This is a genomic window from Pseudomonas canadensis (assembly GCF_000503215.1).
Taxonomy (GTDB): Bacteria; Pseudomonadota; Gammaproteobacteria; order Pseudomonadales; family Pseudomonadaceae; genus Aquipseudomonas; species Aquipseudomonas canadensis.
On the sequence record NZ_KI628539.1, the window covers coordinates 604805 to 629762 of the forward strand.

24 protein-coding genes are annotated in these 24958 nt (G+C 61.3%); 5 read left to right on the forward strand and 19 right to left on the reverse strand.

Annotated elements, in window-relative coordinates; all coding sequences use genetic code 11:
- Positions 1-44: 44 nt before the first annotated feature.
- Positions 45-1145 carry an efflux RND transporter periplasmic adaptor subunit gene (locus tag U367_RS0125605; RefSeq protein WP_028619135.1) on the forward strand — a complete coding sequence of 367 codons (1101 nt, stop codon included), beginning with the start codon at positions 45-47 and terminating at the stop codon, positions 1143-1145.
- A gap of 6 nt (positions 1146-1151) precedes the next feature.
- Entirely contained in the window at positions 1152-4217 is a 3066-nt protein-coding gene (locus U367_RS0125610; protein WP_028619136.1) for an efflux RND transporter permease subunit, read from the forward strand.
- A gap of 71 nt (positions 4218-4288) precedes the next feature.
- Here the strand turns inward: U367_RS0125610 and U367_RS0125615 are convergent, their stop codons facing one another.
- From U367_RS0125615 to plsB, 3 genes are read right to left on the reverse strand one after another with little or no spacing between them, the layout of a single operon-like run.
- On the reverse strand, positions 4289-4978 hold the full coding sequence (locus tag U367_RS0125615; protein WP_028619137.1) for a DUF4197 domain-containing protein: 690 nt from the start codon (positions 4976-4978) through the stop codon (positions 4289-4291).
- Between the two features lie 40 nt (positions 4979-5018).
- Positions 5019-5420: a YbaY family lipoprotein gene (locus tag U367_RS0125620; RefSeq protein ID WP_028619138.1), complete on the reverse strand. Its 402-nt coding sequence runs from the start codon at positions 5418-5420 to the stop codon at positions 5019-5021.
- A 51-nt stretch (positions 5421-5471) separates the two neighbouring features.
- On the reverse strand, positions 5472-7991 hold the full coding sequence (plsB, locus tag U367_RS0125625) for a glycerol-3-phosphate 1-O-acyltransferase PlsB (protein ID WP_028619139.1): 2520 nt from the start codon (positions 7989-7991) through the stop codon (positions 5472-5474).
- A 182-nt stretch (positions 7992-8173) separates the two neighbouring features.
- On the opposite strand from plsB, the gene U367_RS0125630 reads away from it, so the two are divergent.
- On the forward strand, positions 8174-8383 hold the full coding sequence (locus U367_RS0125630; RefSeq protein WP_003219353.1) for a cold-shock protein: 210 nt from the start codon (positions 8174-8176) through the stop codon (positions 8381-8383).
- A gap of 183 nt (positions 8384-8566) precedes the next feature.
- Here the strand turns inward: U367_RS0125630 and U367_RS0125635 are convergent, their stop codons facing one another.
- The 4 genes from U367_RS0125635 to U367_RS0125650 all read right to left on the reverse strand — a co-directional run bounded on the left by U367_RS0125635 (position 8567) and on the right by U367_RS0125650 (position 13779).
- Entirely contained in the window at positions 8567-8944 is a 378-nt protein-coding gene (locus U367_RS0125635; RefSeq protein ID WP_016975830.1) for a hypothetical protein, read from the reverse strand.
- A 54-nt stretch (positions 8945-8998) separates the two neighbouring features.
- On the reverse strand, positions 8999-9808 hold the full coding sequence (locus U367_RS0125640) for a putative RNA methyltransferase (RefSeq protein ID WP_028619140.1): 810 nt from the start codon (positions 9806-9808) through the stop codon (positions 8999-9001).
- The gene (gene dapE / locus U367_RS0125645; RefSeq protein WP_028619141.1) at positions 9808-10959 is read right to left on the reverse strand and encodes a succinyl-diaminopimelate desuccinylase; all 1152 of its coding nucleotides are present in this window, start codon (positions 10957-10959) and stop codon (positions 9808-9810) included. The genes U367_RS0125640 and dapE overlap by 1 nt, the downstream gene beginning before the upstream one ends.
- A 228-nt stretch (positions 10960-11187) precedes the next feature.
- A complete protein-coding gene (locus U367_RS0125650) occupies positions 11188-13779 on the reverse strand; it encodes a glycosyltransferase (RefSeq protein WP_028619142.1) in 2592 nt (863 codons plus the stop codon).
- Positions 13780-13996: 217 nt separating this feature from the next.
- Here U367_RS0125650 and tcdA point away from each other — a divergent pair, with 217 nt between their 5' ends.
- Entirely contained in the window at positions 13997-14806 is an 810-nt protein-coding gene (gene tcdA / locus U367_RS0125655) for a tRNA cyclic N6-threonylcarbamoyladenosine(37) synthase TcdA (protein WP_028619143.1), read from the forward strand.
- A gap of 116 nt (positions 14807-14922) precedes the next feature.
- On the opposite strand, the gene U367_RS0125660 is transcribed toward tcdA, so the two are convergent.
- The 10 genes from U367_RS0125660 to U367_RS0125705 form a co-directional block, all read right to left on the reverse strand.
- On the reverse strand, positions 14923-15336 hold the full coding sequence (locus U367_RS0125660; RefSeq protein ID WP_028619144.1) for a SufE family protein: 414 nt from the start codon (positions 15334-15336) through the stop codon (positions 14923-14925).
- A complete protein-coding gene (locus U367_RS0125665; protein WP_028619145.1) occupies positions 15333-16538 on the reverse strand; it encodes an aminotransferase class V-fold PLP-dependent enzyme in 1206 nt (401 codons plus the stop codon). Before U367_RS0125665 ends, U367_RS0125660 begins: the two co-directional genes overlap by 4 nt.
- 64 nt (positions 16539-16602) lie before the next feature.
- Positions 16603-17637 (reverse strand): 2,3,4,5-tetrahydropyridine-2,6-dicarboxylate N-succinyltransferase, encoded by a 1035-nt coding sequence (gene dapD, locus U367_RS0125670; protein WP_028619146.1) that lies wholly within the window; start codon positions 17635-17637, stop codon positions 16603-16605.
- 33 nt (positions 17638-17670) lie between these two features.
- Positions 17671-18033: an ArsC family reductase gene (locus U367_RS0125675; protein WP_028619147.1), complete on the reverse strand. Its 363-nt coding sequence runs from the start codon at positions 18031-18033 to the stop codon at positions 17671-17673.
- 50 nt (positions 18034-18083) lie between these two features.
- Positions 18084-19187, reverse strand: coding sequence for a phage integrase Arm DNA-binding domain-containing protein (locus tag U367_RS0125680; RefSeq protein ID WP_028619148.1), 1104 nt, complete (start codon positions 19185-19187; stop codon positions 18084-18086).
- A complete protein-coding gene (locus U367_RS0125685) occupies positions 19168-19410 on the reverse strand; it encodes an excisionase (RefSeq protein WP_028619149.1) in 243 nt (80 codons plus the stop codon). Before U367_RS0125685 ends, U367_RS0125680 begins: the two co-directional genes overlap by 20 nt.
- A gap of 411 nt (positions 19411-19821) precedes the next feature.
- Positions 19822-20151 carry a hypothetical protein gene (locus tag U367_RS0125690; protein WP_028619150.1) on the reverse strand — a complete coding sequence of 110 codons (330 nt, stop codon included), beginning with the start codon at positions 20149-20151 and terminating at the stop codon, positions 19822-19824.
- 49 nt (positions 20152-20200) lie between these two features.
- Positions 20201-20764 (reverse strand): hypothetical protein, encoded by a 564-nt coding sequence (locus U367_RS0125695; RefSeq protein WP_084651074.1) that lies wholly within the window; start codon positions 20762-20764, stop codon positions 20201-20203.
- Between the two features lie 107 nt (positions 20765-20871).
- Positions 20872-21159: a hypothetical protein gene (locus tag U367_RS0125700; RefSeq protein WP_152537935.1), complete on the reverse strand. Its 288-nt coding sequence runs from the start codon at positions 21157-21159 to the stop codon at positions 20872-20874.
- Between the two features lie 44 nt (positions 21160-21203).
- Complete coding sequence (locus U367_RS0125705; RefSeq protein ID WP_028619153.1) at positions 21204-23273, reverse strand: DNA cytosine methyltransferase; 2070 nt, start codon at positions 23271-23273, stop codon at positions 21204-21206.
- 82 nt (positions 23274-23355) lie between these two features.
- Between U367_RS0125705 and U367_RS0125710 the strand changes: the two genes are divergently transcribed.
- Positions 23356-23652 carry a hypothetical protein gene (locus U367_RS0125710; RefSeq protein WP_152537936.1) on the forward strand — a complete coding sequence of 99 codons (297 nt, stop codon included), beginning with the start codon at positions 23356-23358 and terminating at the stop codon, positions 23650-23652.
- A 36-nt stretch (positions 23653-23688) separates the two neighbouring features.
- Here U367_RS0125710 and U367_RS0125715 read toward each other — a convergent pair whose 3' ends face one another.
- Both U367_RS0125715 and U367_RS0125720 read right to left on the reverse strand, forming a co-directional pair.
- Complete coding sequence (locus tag U367_RS0125715) at positions 23689-24504, reverse strand: DUF2303 family protein (RefSeq protein ID WP_028619155.1); 816 nt, start codon at positions 24502-24504, stop codon at positions 23689-23691.
- A 42-nt stretch (positions 24505-24546) separates the two neighbouring features.
- Positions 24547-24894: a hypothetical protein gene (locus U367_RS0125720; protein ID WP_028619156.1), complete on the reverse strand. Its 348-nt coding sequence runs from the start codon at positions 24892-24894 to the stop codon at positions 24547-24549.
- Positions 24895-24958 lie beyond the last annotated feature (64 nt).

The following is a 24958-nucleotide window of genomic DNA, read 5'->3' on the forward strand; positions in this document are numbered from 1 at the left end:
CCAGTATAATTATTCTTAGCTCTATTTGCGAAAGGTCCTACAGCATGCGCAGTTCTTTCCTGCCCTTTGCGTTGCCTGTCAGTCTGGTCTTCCTGTTGGCCGGATGCGGCCATGAAGAAGCGGCCCAGACCACCATCCGTCCGGCCATGGTGGTGCAGCCACAGCCTTCTGCACAGTCGATGGACAGCTACCCCGGTGAAGTGCGCGCCCGTTATGAACCGGACCTGGCCTTTCGCATCGGTGGCAAAGTCAGCAAGCGGTTGGTGGAAGAGGGCGAGCGGGTCAAGGCCAACCAAGCGCTGGCCGAACTCGACCCGCAAGATGTGCGCCTGCAATTGGAAGCCACCCGTGCCCAAGTCGCCGCCGCCGAGGCCAATCTGAGCCTGGTGCGCGCCGAGCGTGACCGTTACAAGACCCTGATGGACCGTCAGATGGTCAGCCGCTCCCAGTACGACAATTCCGAAAATCTCTATCGATCCGGTGAGGCCCGTCTCAAGCAGATCAAGGCCGAGTTCGATGTGGCCAGCAACCAGGCCGGCTATGCGGTGCTGCGTGCGCCACAGGATGGCGTGGTGGCCAAGCGTGCGGTGGAAGTCGGGCAGGTGGTGTCCGCCGGCCAGACCGTGTTCACCCTGGCTACCGATGGCGAGCGCGAAGTGCTGATCAGCCTGCCCGAGCAAGGTTTTGGCCGTTTCAAGATCGGCCAGCCCGTATCGGTCGAACTGTGGAGCCAGCCCGACCAGCGCTTCAGTGGTCGCATTCGTGAACTGTCGCCGGCCGCCGATCCAAAGTCGCGTACGTTTGCTGCCCGCGTGGCATTCACTGGGGGCAAGGTCCCAGCCGAACTGGGCCAGAGCGCACGTGTATTCATACAGGTCGACGGCGATATTCCGCTCTCGGTCCCACTGTCGGCTCTCAGCGCAGAGAACGGAGCGTCTTACGTCTGGCGTGTACAGCCCGACAACACCCTCAAGCGCACACCGGTACGCATCGGTGCCTTCGGTGAAAAAACCGTCCCGGTACTCGAAGGTTTGAGCCCTACGGATTGGGTTATTGCTGCCGGTGTACATGTGCTTCACGAGGGCCAGCAAGTGCGCCCGGTGGATCGCTCCAACCGTGTGGTGAATCTGGCGGTCAAGGAGTAGTCCCCGATGGGTTTCAATCTTTCCGAATGGGCGTTGCGTAATCGTCAGATCGTCCTGTTCCTGATGATTCTGCTGGCAGTGGTTGGCACTTTGTCCTACTCCAAACTGGGACAAAGTGAAGACCCGCCGTTCACCTTCAAGGCCATGGTGATCAAGACCAACTGGCCTGGCGCCACGGCCCAGGAAGTCTCGCGGCAAGTCACCGAGCGTATCGAGAAAAAACTCATGGAAACCGGTGAGTACGAGCGCATCGTCTCGTTCTCGCGTCCCGGTGAATCTCAGGTCACCTTTATCGCCCGTGACTCCATGCATTCGGCGCAGATTCCTGAGCTGTGGTATCAGGTGCGCAAGAAGATCAGCGATATCCGCCAGACCTTGCCACCGGATATCCAGGGTCCGTTCTTCAACGATGAATTCGGCACCACCTTCGGCAATATCTACGCCTTGACCGGTGATGGTTTTGACTACGCGGTGCTCAAGGACTACGCCGACCGCATCCAGATTCAACTGCAGCGCGTGGCGGATGTGGGCAAGGTCGAGTTGCTGGGCCTGCAGGACGAGAAGATCTGGATCGAACTGTCCAACCTCAAGCTGGCGACCCTCGGTTTGCCGCTGGCAGCGGTACAGCAGGCGTTGCAGGAGCAGAACGCAGTCTCCACTGCCGGGTTCTTTGAAACCCCGAGCGAACGCGTGCAACTGCGTGTATCGGGTAACTTCAAGACCGTGGAAGAGATCCGCAACTTTCCGATTCGCGTGGGCGACCGTACCTTCCGCATCGGCGACGTAGCCGACATACACCGTGGCTTCAACGACCCGCCGGCACCGCGCATGCGTTACATGGGTGAAGACGCGATCGGCCTGGCCGTGGCCATGCGTGACGGTGGCGACATCCTGGTACTGGGCAAAGCCCTGGAAGGAGAATTCGCACGCCTGCAGAAGAACCTTCCAGCCGGTATGGAGCTGCGCAAGGTGTCAGACCAACCGGCGGCGGTGAAAACCAGCGTCGGCGAATTCGTGCAGGTACTGGCCGAAGCCTTGGCCATCGTGTTGCTGGTGAGTTTCTTCTCCCTTGGCGTGCGTACCGGCATGGTGGTGGCCCTGGCGATTCCGCTGGTGCTGGCGATGACCTTTGCCGCCATGTATTACCTCGGTATTGGTCTGCACAAGATTTCCCTCGGCGCCTTGGTGCTGGCGCTGGGTTTGCTGGTGGACGACGCAATCATCGCTGTGGAAATGATGGCGATCAAAATGGAGCAGGGTTACGACCGGCTCAAGGCCGCCAGCTTTGCCTGGACCAGCACCGCATTCCCCATGCTCACCGGTACGCTGATCACCGCAGCAGGCTTCCTGCCGATTGCCACCGCGCAATCGAGTACCGGCGAATACACCCGTTCGATTTTCCAGGTAGTGACCATTGCGTTGCTCGCCTCCTGGGTGGCCGCAGTGGTGTTCGTGCCCTACCTGGGGGAAAAACTCTTGCCGGACCTGGCGAAGATTCATGCAGCCAAGCACGGCACCGATGGTCCGGATCCCTACGGCACACCTTTCTATCAGCGCGTAAGACGCTTGGTGGAGTGGTGCGTGCGTCGGCGCAAAACCGTGATTGTCCTGACCCTGCTGCTGTTTATCGGCTCGGTGGCGCTGTTCCGTTTTGTGCCGCAACAGTTCTTCCCGGCTTCCGGCCGCCTGGAGCTGATGGTCGATCTTAAGCTGGCCGAAGGGGCGTCCTTGAGCAACACCGCCGACCAGGTTAAACGCCTGGAAGCCTTGCTCAAGCAGCACGCGGGCATCGACAACTACGTGGCCTATGTCGGCACTGGTTCACCGCGCTTCTACCTGCCGCTTGACCAACAACTGCCGGCCGCCAGCTTTGCCCAGTTTGTCGTGCTGGCCAAAACCATCGAGGAGCGCGAAAGCCTGCGCACCTGGCTGATCGAAACGCTCAACGAACAATTCCCTGACCTGCGCTCACGGGTTACGCGCCTGGAGAACGGCCCGCCTGTGGGCTATCCGGTGCAGTTTCGCGTGACCGGCGAACATATCGAAGAAGTCCGCGCCCTGGCTCGGAAAGTCGCGGCAAAGGTTCGCGAAAATACCCACGTGGTCAACGTGCACCTGGACTGGGAAGAACCGAGCAAGATCGTCTACCTCAATATCGATCAGGACCGCGCCCGTGCCCTTGGCGTGAGCACGGCCAACCTGTCGAAATTCCTGCAGAGCTCGTTGACCGGTTCCAGCGTCAGCCAGTACCGCGAGGACAACGAGTTGATCGAAATCCTCCTGCGCGGCACCGTGCATGAGCGCACCGAGCTGTCGTTGCTGCCAAGCCTGGCGGTGCCTACCGACAACGGCAAAAGCGTGGCGCTGTCGCAGATCGCCACCCTGGAGTACGGCTTCGAAGAAGGCATCATCTGGCACCGCAACCGCCTGCCAACGGTGACCGTGCGCGCCGATATCTACGGAAAGGAACAACCGGCGACCCTGGTCCAGCAAATCCTGCCGACCCTGGAAGGCGTACGCGCCGAGCTGCCGGATGGTTACTTGCTGGACGTCGGCGGCACGGTCGAAGACTCCGCCCGTGGGCAGAACTCGGTAAAAGCCGGCGTGCCGTTGTTCATCGTGGTGGTGCTGACGTTGCTGATGCTGCAACTGCGCAGTTTCTCACGCACGGCGATGGTGTTTCTGACGGCGCCGCTGGGCCTGATCGGCGTGACGCTGTTCCTGTTGGTATTCCGCCAACCCTTCGGGTTTGTGGCCATGCTCGGCACCATCGCCTTGTCGGGGATGATCATGCGCAACTCGGTGATCCTGGTGGACCAGATCGAACAGGACATCAAGGCGGGCCTGGCGCCATGGCAGGCAATTATCGAAGCCACCGTCCGACGCTTCCGCCCGATTGTGCTGACAGCCCTCGCGGCGGTGCTGGCGATGATCCCGCTGTCACGCAGCGTGTTCTTCGGGCCGATGGCCGTGGCGATCATGGGCGGGTTGATTGTGGCGACGGCGCTGACGTTGTTGTTCCTGCCGGCGTTGTACGCGGCATGGTTCAGAGTCAGGAAGGAACTGGCGTAAGCCTGAAACAATTACGCCAAGGCCCGGTACAAGCGGCCTTGGCGCAGTGTTCCAAAGGTGTTGCCAAGGGTTTACAGCGCCCCGAACACCTTCTTCGCCAGGCTGGTGGCCGCAGCCGCCGGGTTCTCACGAATGGTTTCTTCCTGCTTCGCAATCATCTTGAACAACCCGTCCAGGGCCTGCTCGGTCACGTAGTTCTCGACGTTGGCGCTCTTGGCGTCCACAGCGCCAAAGGCCGCGGCCTTGCCGGCCAGGGCGTTATATTGCTGGGCGACGCCGACCTTATCGGTCGCCGCTTTGACGATCGGCAGGAACTTGGCGCGGATTTGCTCGCGGCTGCTTTTGTTCAGGTACTGGGTGGCCGAGTCCTGACCACCACTGAGAATGCCCTTGGCGTCTGTCACGCTCATGTTTTTCACGGCATTTACGAGGATTGGTTGGGCCTGGGTCACGGCGGTTTCGGCGGCCTTGTTCATGCTGGTTTCCAACTGGGTCACCTGGTCACCCATGCCGAACATCTTCAGTTTGTCGGCGACTTTGCCCAACTTGCCGGGCAGACCGATCTTCACTTCCGGGTTGTTGCTGAAACCACCCGGTACGCCCAGTTGCTTCACGGCGATCTGCGCGCCTTGGGTCAGGGCGTCCTTGAGGCCGCCACTGGCGTCGCCCTGGGACAGGCTGCTCAAGTCCAGGGCCATGGCGTTGGCACCGAACAGCAGGCCGGCACACAGGGCAGTAAAACGAAGGGAATTACGGAGCATGGGCGCTTCCTTTTTGATCTGGCTTAAGTTCTGGAGACTATCAGTGGGCGACAGCATCAACCCGCAGGCGCAGGGGTTGCGCGTCCTGGCCATTGAGCTGCACAGCGTGCCGTTCGGTGGTGATAAACAGTAGCTTGCCATCCACTTCGATGCGAGCGCTCACCGAATAAGTGTGGCCAGGTTTGATCTGCGCGGGGTCATAGCTCAGGTGAAACGGCAGTGGCACCTGGCCTTTGACCGGGCCTTTCTGCTCAGCCAGGGTCACGGCCGGAGCATCCATCAGCGACACGTCTTGCAGGCTGACGCTCAAGGTCGCGGTGGGCGGCAGGGCGATGCGTTGCAGGTAGAACACTTCGCCGTCGAGGCTGGCTTTGGGGGCAGGGCTCATGGATTGGCAAGCTCCGAGCAGGGCGGTCAGGCCCAGGAGGATGATCTTTTTCATGGTGTTGCTCCTTTTCAACGGCGCCGGAATCCATCCGGCGCCTCTTTAAATCTAGCGGGTTTCTTCAGGTGCAGTGGCGTCGGGTTCGACGGGTGCTTCGGCGGCGCCATCCACGCGATGCAACGCCACTTGGCGGATCGACAAGCGAATCTCCGCCGGCAGCACGCGTTTCGCCGCGCCTTCGGCCAATTCGCCGAGCAGGTCGTGATAGCTCAGTTTGCCGGCCTCGTCGCGGCGCAGCACATCTTGCTCCAGCAAGGTCTGGATGAAATGTCGGAAAAGGCTCTTGTCGAAGAATTCCGGGGCGTTGAGGCCATGCAGGATCGACAGGCGCTGGGCCATGATCGTGCACAGGTCTTCCAGTTCTTCGGCGCTGATGCTGCTCTGGCCGCTGTTGAGCAGCAGCGAAATCGCCATGTAGAAGCGTTGCAGGGTCTGGGCAATGCTCTTGGACAGCAAGGTCAACAGCACAAAGTGCCGCGAACTCGGCGCCGGACGCAGGTAGACATTGTTTTCGAAACGCAGCAGGCCCTGTTCGACAAAGGCCTCCAGCCATTGGTCGATTACCGTGTCCAGCTCTTCCAGCGACCAACGAATGAACAGTTCCGATTGCAGGTACGGGTACAACGCGTGGGTGTAACGCAGGATCTGGTCGCGGCTCATCCGTGAGCTGCTCTGGAAGAAGCTCGCCAGCAGCGCCGGCAGGGCAAAGATATGCAAAACGTTGTTGCGGTAATAGGTCATCAGGACGGCGTTCTGCTCGTCCAGGTATAGAATCTTGCCCAGGGCATCACTCTGCTCCGACAGCAGGTCCATGTCCTTCACATGCTTGATCAGCGCCAGGCCATCGCCTTCGGGCAAGGTGGTGTGAGGCGAGTAGGGCACGCGGCGCAGCAACGCCAGGTACAGGTCCAACTGGCGCGCCATGGCTTGTTCGTCCAAGGCCAGGCGGGTGGTGGACAGCAATGCCAGGGCCACGAGGTTTACCGGGTTGACCGCAGCGGCTTCGTTCAAGTGGCGTGCCACCTGTTCGCCGAGGCGGTTGGTGGTTTCGTTGAGCCAGGCCGGCTTGTAGTTCGGACCCAGTTCCTGGGCACGCCAATCCGGTTGCTCGCTGTCGAGGAACTCGGCCAGTTTGATCGGCTCGCCGAAGTTGACCGCGACCTGACCAAAGCGCTGCTTGAGCGCGCCGACCACTTTGAAAATATCGAAGATCGACTCTTTCTTCTTGCTCGCGCCGCGCAACTCGCCCAGGTAGGTGCGGCCTTCGAGTACGCGCTCATAGCCGATATACACCGGCACAAACACGATCGGCATGCGTGAGGAGCGCAAGAAGCTGCGTAGGGTGATCGCCAGCATCCCGGTCTTCGGCTGCAACATGCGTCCGGTACGCGAACGTCCGCCTTCGACGAAGTACTCCACCGGAAAGCCCTTGGTGAACAAGGTGTGCAGGTATTCGTTGAACACTGAGGTGTACAGCGGGTTGCCCTTGAAGGTGCGGCGCATGAAAAACGCACCGCCACGGCGCAGCAGGCTGCCAATCACCGGCATGTTCAGGTTGATTCCGGCGGCGATGTGCGGCGGGGTCAGGCCATTCTTGAACAACAGGTAGGACAGCAACAGATAGTCGATGTGGCTGCGGTGACAAGGCACGTAGATCACCTCGTAACCCTGGGCAACCTTTTGCACACCTTCGATGTTATTGACCTTGATGCCGTCGTAGATCTTGTTCCAGAACCAGCTCAGTACCACTTCGAGGAAGCGGATCGCCGTGTAGGTGTAGTCCGAGGCGATCTCGTTGCCGTAGCGCAGGGCCTGGGCCTTGGCTTTCTCCGGGCTGATCTTCTCCCGTTCGGCCTCATCGGCAATGGCTTGGCGCACCAGCGGCATGTTGACCAGGCCCTTCACCAGGTTGCGGCGGTGGGACAAATCGGGACCGATCACCGCCGTCTTCAGGTTACGAAAGTGCACGCGCAGGATGCGTTGAGCCATGCGCACGGTACGTTCGTGGCCTTTATTGTGCTCGATCAATTCACGCAGGTTGATAGGTGCAGAGAATTGCACCCGGGTCTTGCGACCGAGGATCAGAATGCTCAACAGCCGGCGCAGACGCCCGGTGACGGCCCAGCTGTCGGCAAACAACAGCTTCCACGGGCTGGATTCGCTCTCGGGGGACTGGCCCCAGAACACGCTGACCGGAATGATTTGTGCATTCTCTTCGGCGTGTTCGGTGAGGGTGTTGACCAGACGCGTCAATGTGGGCGGCGCGCCGCGCTTGTCCTGGCGGCCGAGCCAGTCCGGTTCCGGCGTGAGGTAGAAGAACGCCGCCGGTTCCATCAAGGGGCCTACCGATACCGGCAGCACCGGGCGCGGCAGGCCAGCTTTGGTGCACTCGGCGTCGACCACGGCCAATTCGGTGAGGGAGGGCGATTGCAGGACGTAGAACACCGGCCGGCTGCGGTCCAGGTTAAGGGTCAGGGACGACTGGTTGATCGTCTCCGAGCGGACCCAGAGGTACAACAGTCGGCGCAAGGTGCCGAACACTAGACGGCGGAACGGGGAACGGGTCATAGGCGTGCTGCTTCAAGTGGAAAAAACCGAGCAGGCGCTCGGGCGGGTAGTGTGCCGTATTCGCCGAAAATCGGCAAAAAAGCAGCGATGTAAACTTGAGTTGATCGTTTTTGAGCCTGTCTTATACTCGGCAGTTCAATGCGAGCGACTCAACAATAAAAATGCATGTGGGAGTAAGACAGATGGCAACGCGTGAAACCGGCAATGTGAAGTGGTTCAACGATGCAAAGGGTTATGGCTTTATCCAGCGCGAAGACGGCAAGGATGTGTTTGTGCACTACCGTGCCATTCGCGGTGAGGGCCACCGCTCTCTGGCTGAGGGCCAGCAAGTGGAATACGCCGTGGTGACCGGCGAGAAGGGGTTGCAGGCGGAGGATGTGGTCGGCCTGTAAGGCCGAGATGTGGGACCGAGCTTGCTGTGGTGAGCGGGCTTGCCCCGCGCTGGGCTGCGAAGCAGCCCTAAACCCTTACGCCGCAGAGTGCCTGACACAACGCGGCGTTCTTGTTGGGGCTGCTGCGCAGCCCAGCGCGGGGCAAGCCCGCTCACCACACAAGCACTTCCCACCTATTCAGGGTCAGGCGGTTTTCCAGGTGATCTGTTCTTCACCGTCTTCGCTGATGCGAATCCAGGTGTCAGCGCTTTCCTCACCTTCTTCCTCAACCCAAGTCCCCGGCGCGCAACGCACTTCCACGTTCAGCGCAGCAAACGCCGCGCGGGCGCAGGCGATGTCGTCGTCCCATGGGGTCTGGTCGCTTTCCAGGTACAGGCTGTTCCATTTGCCGACGGCTTTGGGCAGCCAAGTGATGGGCACATTGCCGGCTTTGCATTTGTAGGTCTGGCCTTTCTGGACCCAGTCGGAGCACGGGCCCAGGGCGGCGCCCAGCCAGGCGGCGATGGCCTTGTGGTCGACGTCGGCGTCCTTCAGGTAAATCTCGATATCGGGTTGGCGCATGGATGTTCCTCGTTGCGGGATTCGAAAATCCATTCGCGGATACTGGAAAGTCAGTTATTGAAGCACGAAATAGTCGTAGCGCATCGACACAGTGACCACCAGCGGCTCAGCCGCCTCAATCACCTGTGCGCGACGCTCGGCGCTGGCACGCCAGCCGTGTGGGGTCATGGCCAGCAGGTTGGCGCGGTCCTGGGGCTCGGCGAGGCTCAGGGTGAATTCCAGCGTCTCGCTGTGCGCCAGGCTCATGCCATCCGGCACCAGGGCCAGGTGCTTGTCGTCGGTGTACTCGCGCACTTCGTCGTACAGGCGTTCGCGCAGTTCCATCAGGTGACCGCTGGTCGGGCCGACCTTCATTAACCCACCGCCGGGGCTGAGCAGGCGCTTGGCCTCTTCCCAGTCCAATGGGCTGAACACGCTGGCGAGAAACTGGCAGCTGCCTGACGCCAACGGCACACGGGCCATGCTCGCGATCAGCCAGGTCAGCGCTGGGGTGCGCTTGCAGGCACGCTTGACTGCTTCCTTGGAGATATCCAGCGCGTAGCCATCGGCGTGGGGCAGGGCGTCGGCGATCTGCGCGGTGTAGTAACCCTCGCCACAGCCGATGTCGACCCAGCGCGCCGGGGCACGTTCTGCGGCCAGTTCGGCCAGGCGTTTGGCCACTGGGGCGTAGTGCCCGGCGTTGAGGAAGTCGCGGCGCGCCTCCACCATCGCCAAGTTATCGCCCGGGTCGCGGCTGTTCTTGTGCTGCACCGGCAACAGGTTCAAGTAACCCTGGCGTGCGCGGTCGAAACGATGTCCGGCCGGGCACGCCACGCCATTGTCCACCGCGGTGAGCGGGGCGCTGCAAAGAGGGCACGCGAGCATCAGGCGAGCAACTTGATCAGGGTCTGGTAGTAGATTTCGGTCAGCACATCGAGGTCACTGGCGAGGATGCGCTCGTTGACCTGGTGGATTGTCGCGTTGACCGGGCCCAACTCGACCACTTGCGTACCCAACGTGGCGATGAAACGCCCATCAGAAGTACCGCCGCTGGTGGACGCCTGGGTTTCGCGACCGGTGATCGCCTTGATGCTGGCTGAGACCGCATCCAGCAACGCGCCCGGTTCGGTGAGGAACGGCAGGCCCGACAGCGCCCACTCCACGTGCCAGTCCAGACCGTGTTTGTCGAGGATCGCCGCAACGCGCTGCTGCAGGCCTTCGACGGTGGACTCGGTGGAGAAGCGGAAGTTGAACACTGCCGTCAGGTCACCGGGAATCACGTTGGTCGCGCCGGTACCGGAGTTGAGGTTGGAGATTTGGAAACTGGTGGGCGGGAAGAAGGTGTTGCCGTCGTCCCAGTGCTCAGCGGCTAATTCGGCCAGGGCCGGCGCAGCCAGGTGGATCGGATTCTTCGCCAGGTGCGGGTAGGCCACGTGGCCTTGTACGCCGCGCACCGTCAGGGTGGCGCCGAGGGAACCGCGACGGCCGTTCTTGACCACATCGCCCACCAGCGTAGTGCTCGATGGTTCGCCGACGATGCACCAGTCCAGGCGCTCCTTGCGTGCGGCCAGGCGTTCGATCACGGCTTTGGTGCCATGGTGCGCCGGGCCTTCTTCATCGCTGGTGATCAGGAAGGCCACCGAGCCCTTGTGGTCCGGGTAGTCGGCGACAAAACGCTCCGACGCCACCAGCATCGCGGCCAGGCTGCCTTTCATGTCTGCTGCGCCACGCCCGCAAAGCATGCCGTTTTCATCGATCAACGCGTCGAACGGGTCGTTTTGCCAGGCCTGCACCGGGCCGGTTGGCACCACGTCGGTATGACCGGCGAAGCACAGCACCGGGCCTTCGTGCTTGCCATGGGTGGCCCAGAAGTTGTCCACGTCTTCGATGCGCATGGGCTCAAGCGCAAAACCGGCGTCGCCCAGGCGCTGCATCATCAGCTTCTGGCAATCGGCGTCAATCGGCGTGACCGATGGGCGACGGATCAGGTCGATGGCAAGTTGAAGGGTCGGCGAAAGGTCGGCATGGGCCGTCATGGGGGGAACTCCGGGAAGCATATTATGGGGCGGCAACGTTCTACTGTAGGAGCCGGCTTGCCGGCGATGTTCGCAAGGGCAGCGCGCCTCTTTCAGACAGAGCGCGTCATCGTTGACGTCCATCGCTGGCAAGCCAGCTCCTACAGTTAAAGCAAGGCGTGCAAAACGGCCGTTATCTTATAGCAAAACGGCGGCCAGAGGCCGCCGTTTAGTGCATTGCGCAAGTTTTTACACGGCTGTGACAGGCTCAGCCTTCGCCGCAGGTTTCGGCAACGAAGACAGGAACGCCATGATCAGTGCCGCCACATACGGCAGCGACTGCACCAGCAACATCACCACCCAGAAGCGGATGTCATTGCTCGGCAGGCCCTGCACCAGGTAAATCCCCAGCGCCGCGCCCCACAACAGCAGCATGATGAACATTTCTTCGCGGGCTTCGGAAATCGCCACCCAGAAGCCATGGTTATCCGCGTTTTTCGGTGTGCGGAAGAACGGAATGCTGGTGGTGAAGAAGCCATACAACACCGCCTTGGCAATCGTGTGTGACAACGCCAGGCCGGCCAGGGCCGCGCAAAACGCATCCTTCAAGTTCACGCCTACCGCGCGACGGTAGAGGAAAATGATCTTGCCCACCTTGAACACAAACAATGCCAACGGCGGGATCGCGAAAATCAGCAGCGGCGGGTCAACCCGCGTCGGCACGATGATCATCGCCGCCGACCACAACAACGCGCCGACGGTGAAGAAGATGTTCATGCCATCCGCCACCCACGGCAACCAGCCCGCGAGGAAGTGATAACGCTGGCCACGGGTCAACTCGGTGTCCTTGCCGCGCAGGAGGCTTGCGGTGTGACGCTTGATGATCTGGATCGCACCGTAAGCCCAGCGGAAACGCTGTTTCTTGAAGTCGATAAACGTATCCGGCATCAAGCCCTTGCCGTAACTGTCGTGGTAATACGCCGCCGACAGGCCTTTCTCGAATACGCGTAGGCCCAGTTCGGCGTCTTCACAGATGCACCAGTCGGCCCAGCCCAGTTCTTCAAGCACCGAGCGACGGGTCATGGTCATGGTGCCGTGCTGGATGATCGCGTCACGGTCGTTGCGGGTGACCATGCCGATATGGAAGAAGCCCTTGTATTCCGCGTAGCAGAGCTTCTTGAAGGTGCTTTCGTTCTGGTCGCGATAATCCTGCGGCGACTGCACCACGGCGATTTTCGGGTCGGCGAAGTGCGGGACCATGTGCTTGAGCCAGTTCGGTGATACGCAGTAGTCGGAGTCGATCACCGCGATCACTTCGGCGTCCTTGGCGGTGTGCGGGATCAGGTAGTTCAGCGCACCACCCTTGAAACCGGCCAGGGGCGCGACGTGGAAGAACTTGAAGCGCGGACCGAGGGTTTCGCAATAGTCGCGCACCGGCTCCCACACCGCTGGGTCCTTGGTGTTGTTGTCGATGATCAGGACTTCGTAGTCCGGGTAATCCAGGGCGGCCAGGGCGTCGAGGGTCTGTTTGACCATCTCCGGCGGCTCGTTGTAGCACGGCACGTGGATCGACACTTTCGGGCGGTAGTCCGAATCCCCCTCGACCGGCAGGAATTCACGCCGACGCTTGTGGGTCCACACCGCTTCCGCCAGTTCGTGGGCTTCGGTCAGCAACACGATAAACACGCCCAAGGCGCCGAGGGCGAGCAGGATGCCCACGGTGACACTGAACCAGGTGCTGTATTGCTGGCTGTAGTCGTAGCCGATCCACACCAGCACCGAACCGCAGAGGAACGCGATAAAGGTCAGGAAGGTACGACCACGCTGGCGCAGGGCCGAGCCGTCGATCATCAGCAGGGTCAGGGACAGCAGCGCGAGCACCACCGAGCCGATGGCCAGCACGCGCCATTGCGGGATCGCGACCACCGGCCCTTCAAAGTTGAATTTCTGCTGGCGTGCGGCGTTGTACACGCCCCAGTAAGCGCCCGCCGAGCCTTCGTCGCTGACTTTCCACGGCTGATCGAAGGCCTCGATCACGAAGTAGTTGAAGCCCTGGCGATTCAGCTTGTTCACCAGCGTCCGCAGGTAGATCGCCTGGTCGGCCGGGGAGGTTTCATTGCCCCCGCGCATGCGGCCGTTGCTCGGCCAGCCCACTTCCGACAGCAACAGCGGTTTTTTCGGGAACAGTTTCTTCAGGTCGCGGGCGCGGTCGAGTACGTACTGGCCGGCCTTGTCCATCGGGATGTATTCCCAGAACGGCAGGATGTGCGCGGCGATCAGGTCGACGTGCTTGGCCAATTGCGGGTTCTTTTCCCAGATATGCCACTGCTCGGACGTGGTCACCGGTACTTTCACGGCGGCGCGCACGCGGTCCAGCAGCACGATCAGCGCTTCAGGGGTGATTTCTTCACGGAACAGCGCTTCGTTACCGACCACAACCCGCACGACACTGCGCGAGCTGTTGGCTATTTCGATGGCGCGCTGGATTTCTCGCTCGTTGCGCTCAAGGTCCGGGCTGATCCAGATCCCCAGGGTCACACGCAGGCCGAACTCTTCGGCCAGCTTGGGAATATCTCCCAGGGTGCCGTCGACCGAGTAGGTACGGATGTTGTCCGTCAGCTTGCTCATGATCTCGAGGTCGCGACGCATCTGGTCGTCGGTCGGGTACTGGTCCTTCTGCGGATACTGGCCTTGCTGGAACGGCGAGTAGGAAAAACCGGAGATCTGTTCAGGCCAGTTGGGGGTGGTGACGGGGCGGTTGATCAGCGCCCAGAAACCGGTGAACAGCGCGGCGATTGCCAGCACGATCACCAGGTTGAGTCCAAATTTACGCGATGCCATGGCTATCTCGGGTTCCAAAGGGTGTGGAACGAAAAGAGGTGTCGGCCTACGCCGAACGGCGCGCATCCTACACCGGCCCTTCCCTGACCGTACAGCAAGCAGAGAAAAACCGGACATTAGTCCGCGAAAGACCATCTAAGTTCTTTACTTGTAGCTTGTCGCTTCGAACTTGTCGCTGCGTAGTCCATAATGCGCGCCGGTTTTTGGGGTAATGGTCATGAGTACAGAAGATCCGCGGTTTGCAGGCGTCGCCCGCTTGTATGGCATTGAAGGCCTGGAACGCTTGAAGGCGGCCCATGTGGCGATCGTCGGCGTCGGCGGCGTGGGCTCTTGGGCGGCGGAAGCCGTGGCCCGTTGCGGAGTGGGCGAGATTTCGCTGTTTGACCTGGATGATGTCTGCGTCAGCAACAGCAACCGCCAGTTGCACGCGCTGGACAGCACCGTGGGCAAGCCCAAGGTCGAGGTGATGGCTGAGCGCCTGCGCGGCATCAACCCGGATTGCACCGTTCATGCGGTGGCGGACTTCGTGACCCGTGACACCATGGCCGAATACATCACGCCGGACATCGACTGCGTGATTGACTGCATCGACGCGGTGAATGCCAAGGCCGCGCTGATTGCCTGGTGCAAGCGCCGCAAGATCCAGATCATCACCACCGGCGGCGCTGGTGGGCAGATTGACCCGACGTTGATCCAGGTCTGCGACTTGAACCGCACCTTCAATGACCCGTTGGCGTCGAAAGTGCGCTCGACCCTGCGCCGCGACTACAACTTCTCCCGCACCGTGACCCGTCATTACAGCGTGCCGTGTGTGTTTTCCACCGAACAGCTGCGCTATCCCAAGCCGGACGGCAGCATTTGTTTGCAGAAGAGTTTTGTCGGGGATGGCGTGAAGCTGGACTGCGCGGGCGGCTTTGGTGCGGTGATGATGGTGACGGCTACGTTCGGCATGGTGGCGGCCACCAAGGCGGTGGACAAGATCGTGGCCGGGGTGCGCAGGCCGTCGGAGCGGATCAGACCCGCCTAGATCTCACTGCTGAACATAGATCCAAATGTGGGAGCGGGCTTGCTCGCGAATGCGGTGATTCAGTCAATGATGTATCTACTGACACTGCGCTTTCGCGAGCAAGCCCGCTCCCACACTTAGTTTTGTGTAAGGCTTAATGCCCGCATACGCTGCAGCACAGCGTTCAGGCCATTGCTGCGCGACGGTGACAGTTGGCGGGAAAGCCCCAGTTGCGCGAACCAATCCGGCAAGTCAACCGCCTGCAACTCCGCCGCCGACAACCCATTGACCCGCGCCAGCAGCAACGCCACCAACCCACGAATCATCCGTGCATCACTGCTGGCGGCGAACTGCCAGTGGCCATCGTGCAACTGCCCGACCAGCCACACCAGGCTTTCGCAGCCCTGTACGAGATTGGCGTCGACTTTATCCTCATCGGGCAGGGCAGGTAGACGCTCGCCCCATTGCATCAGCATCCGCGCGCGCTGCTCCCAACTGCCGACGGCCTGGAAGGCTTCAAGCGCGGCAACGGCCTCTACCGGCAAGCTCATCGCAGCATGTCCAGGGACTGGTCCAGCGCTTCGAAGAAGCGTTCCAAGTCATCGGAATCGTTATACAGCGCCAGGGACACACGAATCGCTCCCGACAGATGCATCGCCTTGAGCAACGGCATGGCGCAGTGATGCCCGGCGCGCACGGCAATGCCTTGCTCGGTCAGCAGATGAGCGAGGTCGGCGTTATGCACGCCCTCCACGACAAAACTCACCAGAGCGACCTGCGGTGATCCGAGTACGCGCACGCCATTGCGCGCGTTGAGTCCGCGCAACAAGTAGTCATGCAGCGCCGCTTCGTGGGCAACGACGGCCTGCTGGTCCAGCGAACTCAGGTAATCCAGGCTGGCGCCCAGGCCAATCACGCTGGCAATCGGTGGTGTACCGGCCTCAAAACCCAGCGGCGCAGGGCGAAAGCTGGCGCTGTGGTAGTCGGCCTGCTGCACCATCTCGCCGCCAAACTGCCAGTGGCGCAGGTGGTGCAGGGCTTCGTTGCGACCAAACAGCACGCCAACGCCATCCGGGCCATACAGCTTGTGGCTGGAAAATACATAGAAGTCGCAACCCAGGGCCTGCACGTCGTGACGACCATGGACGATACCTTGGGCGCCGTCGATCACGGTCAGCGCGCCGTGTGGCTGAGCGAGTGCCAGCAAGGCTTCCAGCGGCTGCCAGGCGCCGAGCACGTTGGACAGCTGGCTCACTGCCAATAACCGTGTACGCGGACCGATCAGCTCGGCAGCGGCAGCCAGGTCGATCACGCCGTCATCGCCCAGCGGCAGTACCACCAGGTTCAGTGCGCGGCGCTTGGCCAATTGCTGCCAGGGCAGCAGGTTGGCGTGGTGTTCCAGGGCGCTGATGACAATCTCATCGCCCGCATTGAATAAGTGCTCAAGGCCATAGGCCAGGAGGTTCAGCGCTGAAGTTGCGCCGTGGGTGAATACGATCTGCCCGCTGTCGCCTGCATTCAACCACTGCGCGACCTTGCTGCGGCTGTCTTCAAACGCCTGGGTCGCATGGGCGCCTGGCAAATGCTGGGCCCGGTGCACATTGGCTGCGCCGTTGGCGTAGTAATGGCTGATGGCATCCAACAAAGCCTGGGGTTTTTGCGTGGTGGCGGCGTTGTCCAGGTAGGTCTGGTCTTGCCGTTGCAGGGTGGCGATGGCCGGAAAGTCGGCGCGCCAGGGGGAGGGCACTAGCATGGTGTTCAAGACTCGTATAAGCGAGCCCCAGGGTCGGGGCCCGCTAGTGGCATCGAGTGGCTGCTTAGTTGTGAGCGTGCAGCGCTTCGTTCAGTTCGATGGCCGATTTGTGGGTTTTGCACTCCACGGCACCGGTCTCGGAGTTACGGCGGAACAGCAGGTCCGGCTGGCCGGCCAGCTCACGCGCCTTGACCACCTTGACCAACTGGTTCTGCTCGTCCAGCAACGCAACCTTGGTGCCGGCGGTGACGTACAGTCCCGACTCCACCGTGTTGCGGTCGCCCAACGGGATACCGATACCGGCGTTGGCGCCGATCAGGCAGCCTTCGCCGACCTTGATCACGATGTTGCCGCCGCCCGACAGGGTGCCCATGGTGGAGCAACCGCCGCCCAGGTCCGAGCCCTTGCCGACGAATACGCCCGCCGATACACGGCCTTCGATCATGCCCGGGCCTTCGGTGCCGGCGTTGAAGTTGACGAAGCCTTCGTGCATCACGGTGGTGCCTTCGCCCACGTAGGCGCCCAGGCGGATGCGTGCTGCGTCAGCGATACGCACGCCGCTCGGCACCACGTAGTCGGTCATTTTCGGGAACTTGTCCACCGAGAACACTTCCAGCAGCTCGCCACGCAGGCGGGCTTCCAGTTGGCGCTCGGCCAGTTCGTTGATGTCGATCGCGCCCTGGCTGGTCCAGGCCACGTTTGGCAACTGCGGGAACACACCGGCCAGGCTCAGGCCATGGGGCTTGACCAGGCGGTGGGACAGCAGGTGCAGCTTGAGGTAGGCCTCAGGCGTGGAGGTCAGTGCGGCGTCTTCGGCCAGCAGGGTGGCGACCAGCGGTGTGTGGCTTTCGGCCAGGCGGTTGAGCAGCGCGGCTTGGGTGGCGTCGACATTCTTGAGCGCATCAGCCAGTTGCAGCGCTTGGCTGATGGTGAAGGTGATCGCCTGGTTGCCTTCGGTGTAGCCGAGGATCGGCGCGATGGCGTTGATGATTTCTGCCGACGGGTTGAGCAGCGGTTGTGCGTAAAACACTTCCAGCCAAGCACCTTGGCGGTTCTGAGTGCCGACGCCGAAGCCCAGGCTGAACAGGGAATTGGACATGCTGTTACCTCTACAAAAATGGAAAGGGCTGGCCTACTTGAGGGCCGCCGAATAACTATCTGGCTTGAAGCCAATCAGGGTTCTGTCACCGAGATCCAGCACCGGGCGCTTGATCATCGAAGGTTGTGCGAGCATCAATTCAATGGCTTTCGACTGATCGAGATCGGCTTTGCGTTCGTCTTCGAGTTTGCGAAAGGTGGTGCCCGCACGGTTCAAAACCACCTGCCAACCGTGCTCGTCGCACCATTGGGTCAAGTGTTCGCGGTCGATACCGGCCGTTTTGTAGTCGTGAAACTCATAGCTGACGCCGTGCTCATCGAGCCAGGTGCGCGCCTTTTTCATGGTGTCGCAGGCTTTGATGCCGTAAAGCTGTAAGTGCTTGATTTCATTGGGCATAAATTCTTCCCCAAAACTTCCCCAATATCGCCCTAAAATTCAGCCGTCGATTATGCCACGTCGATCCACTCAGCGCCTCGGCTGTCTCGGTAGAGGTCGGTCATAGTGGCCGAACGGTGACCAAGCAGTTTTTGGGCATCGCGGCCCTCAAGCTCGTGAAGGCGAGCGGCGAGGGAGCGCTGTTCGTGAAAGGACGGTGGCTGACGGCCAAAAGTTATCCCAAGCTTCACGCCGGCTTTGTCGCGCGCTTCGGCAAAGGCAGAGCTCAGCGTGTCCAGTACCAGCGGCTGGCCAGCCTTTGCCCGGCCCGAAGCTTGTGCATGGTGCACCAGGTGTTGTGACAGAACGCGGTCGCGGCATTGTTTTATTACGGCGGCCAGGTCCAGCCCGACGGACTCAAGTCGAAGCGCGGTGCTGATTCGCAGCCTGGCCCCGGTCTTGGACTGAACGACATGCAGGAAGCCGTCGTGCACGTCCTTGAAAAGCATAGAGGCTATGTCGTCCCGGCGCTGGCCGGTGAGCACCGCCAGTTCCATTGCTCTGCGAAGCCAGGGTTTCGTGGCCTCCTCGTAAATTGCCTTCCACAGTTCCAGCGTCAGCCGTTCGCGCTTGATGTTCACCCGCGCCGCCTTGGTCACCTCAACCGGGTTGGCGTCTGCCCACCCCCGTGCCTGCGCCTCAGCGAACACGTCTCGCAACAGCGAACGCATTGCCCTGGCCATCTGCGCCTTTCCCTCCTTGGCCATACCAGTCAGGTAATCGGCCACATCCATCGTCGTGATGTCTTTAATCCCCTTCGAGCCGAATACTGCCGTCAGGCGGTTTAACCGCATGCCCACGTTCTTGTTGCTGCTGGCTGACAGCTTGCGCTCGGCGAACAGCTCGCGGTATTCGTCCAGCCATTCCGAAAACAATTTGCCAGGTGCTGGCGCCGGGGTGCTGATGCGCTCTGCGAGCGTTGGCTTGATGGCATCTGCGTGGTTGGCGGCGACGGCCTCACGGATCGCCGCCTCCTTATCCTTGCCCAGGCCGAATACGCGACCACTGATTGGGTCGCGGTATGTGTAATAAGTGACGCCGTTGCGGGCGTCGGTCTTGCGGTAGAGATTGGGCGGAAGATCCTTTGACCCGGTGTTACGCGGCCTGGGCGCCATTGCGTGCTCTCTCTATTCTGCTGATCAGGCTACCGCCGACAATCCGTACGGGCTGCTGATCAGGTTCTTGGTAGTGGGCGTCGGACTCTACATAGTAGTTGCGCCCGTGCTTGACCGGTACTGGCGCGATTCGGCCCTCTCGGGCCCATTTGCGCAGGGTGTTGGGGCTCGGCGGCGTCTTGAACTCGGCCGCCGCCCATTCATCCAGGGTGACTTTTGCCATGATGATGCTCCGCGCCGCGCTGGGCGGCAGAAGGTGGTTACAGATTGCGAAGTTCTTTGCGCTGTTCTGGTGATTGAGCGGGATAACCGAAGTAGAAGCGCCGCTTACCGGAGTAGCCGCACTCGCTGCATCCCGACGATGGACCGCAACCGCATCCACCCTCACATCCGCAGCTGCACCCGCTACAGCCCAGCGTCACGACGCCTTCTTCCTCGACCTCGCCGTCCTCGGTAATCCAGTATTTGCGTCGACGATCAAGCCGGAAGCCTGCAGCCTCTTCTGCCTGCTCATATGTCGCAGGCTCGATTCGGAAGCCGTGCTCTGCACTCGGGTCTGCCACTGACCGCATAACTTTTGGCATGCAGATATCCTCGCCCGCCGCTCACCGGCAGGCATGTAGGGGGATTGGGGTTAAACGAGTTCGGCGGGGACGCTGCAGGTCTTGCCGATGGCTTCAGCCAGTACGGCGCGGCACACCGCGACAGCCCGGGTCTCACCGTGCACGCGCTGGAACGGATCGCGCTTCGTGTCCGCCACCCAGTTGACGCCGTGGCCGGGCTCGACCCATACGGCGTATTTGGTGATCAGGCGCTCGCACTGGGCGTCGTCCACCGGCGGTGCGCAGAAGGCCAACTGCAGCTGGCCGGCCGGCGAGGGCGTGGCTCCCTCGATTGCCTCGATAGCCCATCCAAGCGCGGGCCCGGCCAACTCTTCGGTTCGAATGCTGATCATCCTGCTCATGGCTTTGGCCCCTTGTAGATGAAGACGTAGGCGAACCAGAGGGTGGCGATCATGGCGTCACCCCCTGGCCGAGCATCACATCTGCGACAATTTCCCAGAGTTGGGCTGGTGACCACTGGTAACGGTCGAAGTCGCCATCGGGCTCAATACCGATCACGCAGCTCGACTGCGCGCCTTGCTGGCCCTCCCACCCCTTTTTCAGGATCGTCGCTACCTTTCCGTCACCACCTGGCTCTGTTTGGTGAAAGTCGTAGGCCCGCATGCGATACATCGACCCGGCAGCAATGGCCTGTCGACTGGTTTGCAGCATCTCTACAGTTCCATTGCGCACCCATGGCCGGCCGCCCCTGGCGCTGCGGGCGCCTTCATGGATGTACAGCTCATGCGTAGCCTGCTTGAAACAGGCGGCTGCGGGCGGTAACTCGGCAAATTCAACGTTGATCTGCGTGCCCACGATTACCAGGGAGTCAAAATCAAAGCGGTGATTGTGGATGGCCGAGTGCTCAAAGCACGCCCGGCGCGGCAGCTCAGGGTGCCAGACGTGCATGCGCTGTTTGCCTTCCAACTGGATCTGCACAAAGCCCAGGCCGTGCAGGGTGATCTTGTCGGTCATTACGTCGTCGATGATGCTCACGGGCACACTCGTCCTTGCCGCTATAGCGGCTGACTTTGAAGGGGGAGGGGTAGAGGTTTTGCGGTCGGAGTACGGATGTACTCTTTTCAGGGCTTGGCGTTCAGTACGGCGTCGATACGCTCATTCATGCGGTGGTACTTCCATGCATCCTGTGGTGGGTCGCTCATCAGCATTACGCCATGATGCTGGCGCGCCTCATGCAACAACCCCAGCAGTAAATCTGCCAGTTCATCCGCTGCGGTCAGGCGCTGTTGCAGGTCTTCACATTGGGCCACTATCTGGGCCAATACCTCATACTTCGCCCATTTCCCTTCGGCATCCTCAATCATCAGCCCAGGCTTCAAGCTTGGGGTGTATCGTTTTACTTCGGTCACGGGGAGTCCTTGCCGGGCCATGCCCGGGCGGTGGAGTGGGGGAGTTATGCGGCGCGCGCTTGGCGTTGCTCAGTGCGCCACGGGTCGTTGGCGCGTGCGAGCGCAGCCATCGGCGGCGGGCTAACACTGTTGCCGCACATGTGCACCTGCTGGGTCTTGGTGAAAGGTTTGCCGTCGGCGCCGTGGCTGATGACGTAGTCGGCCGGGAAGCCCTGGGCCTTGTACAGTTCGGACGGCTTGAGCATCCGCAGGCAGATGTCGACGATCACGTAGGGCGTGCCCTTCACCATCACTGTGACCATGGCCAGGCGGTCCTTGGTGGTGATCGTCGGCGCCGGCGAGTCGCAAGCGCTGATGTTCTCGGTGCCGTAGTAGCTGATCAGGAAGGCGGCGACGCGAAGGGCACCGGCTTCGTGTTCGGGTGATAGGGTGAGCGACACCAGTGAGCTTTTACCCCCGCCGCCCGCAGTAATAGTCGGTGCCGGTTCTTCCAGGCCCTGGCCAACACTGGCGCCGAATGCCCGCTCCATGAATGCGCTGGCCAACCCGTGGTGCTGGCCGCCGGCGCTGATGGTGTGCAGCGGATCATTTACGTCCCGGGCATCGCAGTTCCCGCGCAAGTGCACAAGGTTCGCCGCGACCAGCTGTTGCTGGCTGCCGGTGTTGGTCACCGTGGTCATCGGGTCCTCGATGCTCTTGGCGTTGGTGGTGTTGAAGCCGCCATTCATCTGGGCCATGAACACCGTGGAGATGCCCATGGCATGTGCGGCCCCGGCCGGGCGCTGATAGTTGCCGCCGCTGGTGATGGTCGGCAGTGGCTCGTCAAGCGCTTTGCCCGCGTCGTTGAATCGAAACTTCACCAGGTGCGCTGATGCGATCGAGTGACCTCCGCTTGCTGTGACCGTGCCCAAGGGGTCAGCAGAGGATTTACAACCGTCTCCCCAGCGTTGAACACCCCCCGGCTTCCCTTCGCCATGGGCAGCGGTAACCATCACAGGGCTGATCAGCGTCAGTTCCCCGCGGTTCGCGCAGGTCACCGTCGGCAAGGGCTCGAGCGGGTCGTTGATCCGGTCGCTGCCCTGGTGTGTTGCCGGTGCGATCACCGGGCTGACCACCGAGAAGGCACCTCCCTTCGGGTAGGAGGTGATCGTGCGCAGCGGCTCGCCGGCCGACTGCACCGTCTCCCCTGACCAGTTTGCGATAGGCACGATGAACGGGGCCGCGCTGTCGATGACGAACTTCTTCATCCCCTTGGCAACGCGGCGCAGGGTGGCCGGGGCCAGGTCTTTCTTGCGACCAAAGATGCTTTTTCCCAGGTCAGTGAAGTCGATGCAGTCAGCGGCCGTTTTCCACTTCTGCTGGCCCTTGGCGGGGTTCTTGGCGTGGGTTGGCTCCGGCCACACGATTGGCTGCCCATCGCACCGGGCGATCATGAACAGGCGTTCCCGGCTGGTCGGCGCGCCGAAGTCGCAGGCCTTGATCACCTTCCACTCAACGACATAGCCCATGCCTTCAAGCAAGGCCACGAAGCGGCGCCAGGTGCGGCCACGCTGCTTCGGGTCTGGGATCAGGAACTGCTGGCCCACCGGCACGACTTCGCCAGGTGTGGCAATAGTGCCGTCCAGCTTGACCACGCGGCCCGTGGCTTTGTCCCTCTTGGCGATCAGCCGGCCCCACTGCAGGATCTGTTTCACATTCTCCAGGCTGATCACCCGGGGCCGCTTCTTGCCTCCCCACTTCAAGCCGATCCAGGAAAGGTTCCGAATCTCACGCTTGCGTGGCTGGCCGCCGGCTGCCTGGCTGTGGTGCGTGCAGTCCGGCGACATGTGGAACCAGCCCACGGCCTTGCCGCCGCATTCGGTGTCCGGGTCACCATCGAACACGTCGGTGGTGAAGTGCTTGGCGCCTGGGTGATTCACGGTGTGCATGCTGATCGCTTGCGGGCTGTGGTTCTTCGCCACGTTCACCGTGCGGCCCAGGCCCATTTCCAGGCCTGTACCGGCGCCGCCGCCGCCACAGAAGAAGTCGACAACGATCTCATCGTCCTGAGGGTTGAAGCCGAGTCCGTATTGGGTTTTGAAATCGAAGGGGTGTTTCTTCTGTTGTGCGGACATAGGGGATCCTCGCCGGCTGGCGTGATTCGTTGATATGGGGTATTACGGGATACCGGCATGGAGCCGGATCAAGGAGCAAGATTTGAAGCGAGCATTGCTTAGCGTGTTTGGTTTACTTCCGCTGGCTGTTTCCGCCGGCTCGCTGGAGGAGCAATACCCGGCACCCTGGATCAAGGCTGATAATCCAAGTATTACGCGCGCCCTTTCTGAGGCCGATGTAGAGGGATGCGGCAAATATCGATACCGCGTGAGCAGCGGGAGCAAGACCGAGTTCTTGGTCTACTGCCTGCGCGGCAGTCGAGCGACTCAGGCGTTCATGGTGTGGCCAAATATCCATAAGCTGATGGGGCCATATCCCCCAGATCCCTCTCTTCCGTGATTTAGCGAGTAGGAAGGCCGGTCTCCCGGCCTTGTTTTACTTTGGATCGAATGCGCCCAACGACAATGCGGCAGCTTCGCCGATACCGTTTTGCAGCACGGCCTTGAATTCCTGTGCGATGTCTTCGCGCTGGACTTCCTCGCCCACCCAGCGCAGTTTCAGGACAGGTTGCGCGCCGCTGGTGATGACCGACAGCCGAAGGGTGATGACTTGCTCGGTCAGTCCTTCGAACGGGATCGTGCTGAATAGCAGAGACACCGGCAGCGTTTCTTTACTGCGCGCTTCGATCTGATCCATCGCGCTACGGCTGGCGCTGGTCTCGCCCACGGTGGTTTCTGATTCGCTGGACGCCTTGATGGTGATGGTGCGCACGGCGGCAATGGCCTTAGCCACGGGGATGGCCTTGCCTTCCTCGTCAACCGGTGTGAGGTACTGGTGCCAGTCTTCGATCCAGTCGCTCAGGTCTTTCTGGCTGATGCCGCGCCCGCCGATTTGCTGGGCGGCGGTGTAACCTGCGGTTGGCTTCAACTTGAGCACGGCGCGGTCATCGGCGTGGCCGGGCTCGCCGGTGGTGCCCAGGTTGAACAGCAGGACACAGCTCATTGCGTCTTGGTCGATGAAGCCGCGCGCGCCTGGTTCTGCGCGCTCAACCACATAGGTGCCGAAATCTGCCAGCGAGTGAGTGCTGTAGGTGCCACGGAAGCGGCTGCGCCCGGCCTGGAACTTCTCCAAGTCGATGACTTTCGAGCTTTCCGGCATCACTACGGTAGGGACCAGTGTTTCCAGTTTCTTGCCGTTTGCTTCGAGCGCCGTATCGGTTATGAGCTGAATCGCATCTTTAGTAAGTGACATCGTTTATTTCCTTGGATTGCGGAGGGAGGGTGAGCGGGTAGATCAGGTGCGTTTAGGAATCGGCGCGTCGTCGCGGCTGAACAGTTGGTCGTGCTTCTCCGCAAAGAGGGTCACGCGACCGCCGGTACCCACGTGCATGGGCGTGTCGAGGCTGGTGTTTTCGCTACGAGTGCCACGCTTGGTCGGCACCTTGTAATCGAGCTTGTGCTTGATCTTCACCTGGTGCGATTCACCGATCTGGCTGAAGTCCAAGGTGATCACCAGCTTGCCGGCCTTGCCGTGGTCAACCACACCAGCAGCTACTTCGGAAATGGCGTGACCGATCTGGCTGGCGAAGGCGCCGCCGTTGAGCTCTTCAAGAAACTCGGCTGTATCTGTTGCTGTGGACATGGCTGTTTCTCCGGGATGGCCTGCAGGCCGCTGGGTGGGAGGTTGAATTGAGATTGGCGAAGGC

What these genes read in the sequence shown, in the direction of transcription:
- U367_RS0125685 (WP_028619149.1), bottom strand. Translation starts at nt 19,410, where the DNA reads ATGGCAAAAGTCACCCTGGATGAATGGGCGGCGGCCGAGTTCAAGACG.
- U367_RS0125635 (WP_016975830.1), bottom strand. Translation starts at nt 8,944, where the DNA reads ATGCGCCAACCCGATATCGAGATTTACCTGAAGGACGCCGACGTCGAC.
- U367_RS0125605 (WP_028619135.1), top strand. Translation starts at nt 45, where the DNA reads ATGCGCAGTTCTTTCCTGCCCTTTGCGTTGCCTGTCAGTCTGGTCTTC.
- plsB (WP_028619139.1), bottom strand. Translation starts at nt 7,991, where the DNA reads ATGACCCGTTCCCCGTTCCGCCGTCTAGTGTTCGGCACCTTGCGCCGA.
- U367_RS0125630 (WP_003219353.1), top strand. Translation starts at nt 8,174, where the DNA reads ATGGCAACGCGTGAAACCGGCAATGTGAAGTGGTTCAACGATGCAAAG.
- U367_RS0125610 (WP_028619136.1), top strand. Translation starts at nt 1,152, where the DNA reads ATGGGTTTCAATCTTTCCGAATGGGCGTTGCGTAATCGTCAGATCGTC.
- U367_RS0125615 (WP_028619137.1), bottom strand. Translation starts at nt 4,978, where the DNA reads ATGCTCCGTAATTCCCTTCGTTTTACTGCCCTGTGTGCCGGCCTGCTG.
- U367_RS0125715 (WP_028619155.1), bottom strand. Translation starts at nt 24,504, where the DNA reads ATGTCACTTACTAAAGATGCGATTCAGCTCATAACCGATACGGCGCTC.
- U367_RS0125680 (WP_028619148.1), bottom strand. Translation starts at nt 19,187, where the DNA reads ATGGCGCCCAGGCCGCGTAACACCGGGTCAAAGGATCTTCCGCCCAAT.
- U367_RS0125675 (WP_028619147.1), bottom strand. Translation starts at nt 18,033, where the DNA reads ATGCCCAATGAAATCAAGCACTTACAGCTTTACGGCATCAAAGCCTGC.
- U367_RS0125720 (WP_028619156.1), bottom strand. Translation starts at nt 24,894, where the DNA reads ATGTCCACAGCAACAGATACAGCCGAGTTTCTTGAAGAGCTCAACGGC.
- dapE (WP_028619141.1), bottom strand. Translation starts at nt 10,959, where the DNA reads ATGACGGCCCATGCCGACCTTTCGCCGACCCTTCAACTTGCCATCGAC.
- U367_RS0125650 (WP_028619142.1), bottom strand. Translation starts at nt 13,779, where the DNA reads ATGGCATCGCGTAAATTTGGACTCAACCTGGTGATCGTGCTGGCAATC.
- U367_RS0125620 (WP_028619138.1), bottom strand. Translation starts at nt 5,420, where the DNA reads ATGAAAAAGATCATCCTCCTGGGCCTGACCGCCCTGCTCGGAGCTTGC.
- dapD (WP_028619146.1), bottom strand. Translation starts at nt 17,637, where the DNA reads ATGTCCAATTCCCTGTTCAGCCTGGGCTTCGGCGTCGGCACTCAGAAC.
- U367_RS0125705 (WP_028619153.1), bottom strand. Translation starts at nt 23,273, where the DNA reads ATGTCCGCACAACAGAAGAAACACCCCTTCGATTTCAAAACCCAATAC.
- U367_RS0125690 (WP_028619150.1), bottom strand. Translation starts at nt 20,151, where the DNA reads ATGAGCAGGATGATCAGCATTCGAACCGAAGAGTTGGCCGGGCCCGCG.
- tcdA (WP_028619143.1), top strand. Translation starts at nt 13,997, where the DNA reads ATGAGTACAGAAGATCCGCGGTTTGCAGGCGTCGCCCGCTTGTATGGC.
- U367_RS0125665 (WP_028619145.1), bottom strand. Translation starts at nt 16,538, where the DNA reads ATGCTAGTGCCCTCCCCCTGGCGCGCCGACTTTCCGGCCATCGCCACC.
- U367_RS0125695 (WP_084651074.1), bottom strand. Translation starts at nt 20,764, where the DNA reads ATGACCGACAAGATCACCCTGCACGGCCTGGGCTTTGTGCAGATCCAG.
- U367_RS0125660 (WP_028619144.1), bottom strand. Translation starts at nt 15,336, where the DNA reads ATGAGCTTGCCGGTAGAGGCCGTTGCCGCGCTTGAAGCCTTCCAGGCC.
- U367_RS0125640 (WP_028619140.1), bottom strand. Translation starts at nt 9,808, where the DNA reads ATGCTCGCGTGCCCTCTTTGCAGCGCCCCGCTCACCGCGGTGGACAAT.